1 protein-coding gene is annotated in these 249 nt (G+C 65.9%); it reads left to right on the forward strand.

The window, feature by feature from the left end:
• Nucleotides 1-56 precede the first annotated feature (56 nt).
• A partial coding sequence (locus SCA31_RS24770; protein ID WP_410699608.1) for an NTP transferase domain-containing protein occupies nt 57-249 on the forward strand: 193 nt, incomplete at its 3' end.

Raw genomic sequence — 249 nt, forward strand, 5'->3', positions numbered from 1 at the left:
GACGTACGCGATTGCGGCTTAGGGTGAGTCCCGCCCATGACCGGTAGTGTGGGCGGATGGAATTCGATGCCGTAATTCTCGCTGGCGGCAAGGCCACGCGGCTGGGTGGTGCGCCGAAGAACGAACTACGGTACGACGGCGACACCCTCCTGACCCATGCCCTGCGCGCTGCCGAAGGTGCTGGGGAAGTGGTGGTTGTGGGACCGGGCAGCATGGAGGTCCCTGAGGGGATCCTCAGGGCGCGGGAAG

The sequence above is a fragment of the Chryseobacterium sp. SIMBA_028 genome (assembly GCF_046535285.1).
In the GTDB taxonomy this organism is placed as follows: Bacteria; Bacteroidota; Bacteroidia; order Flavobacteriales; family Weeksellaceae; genus Chryseobacterium.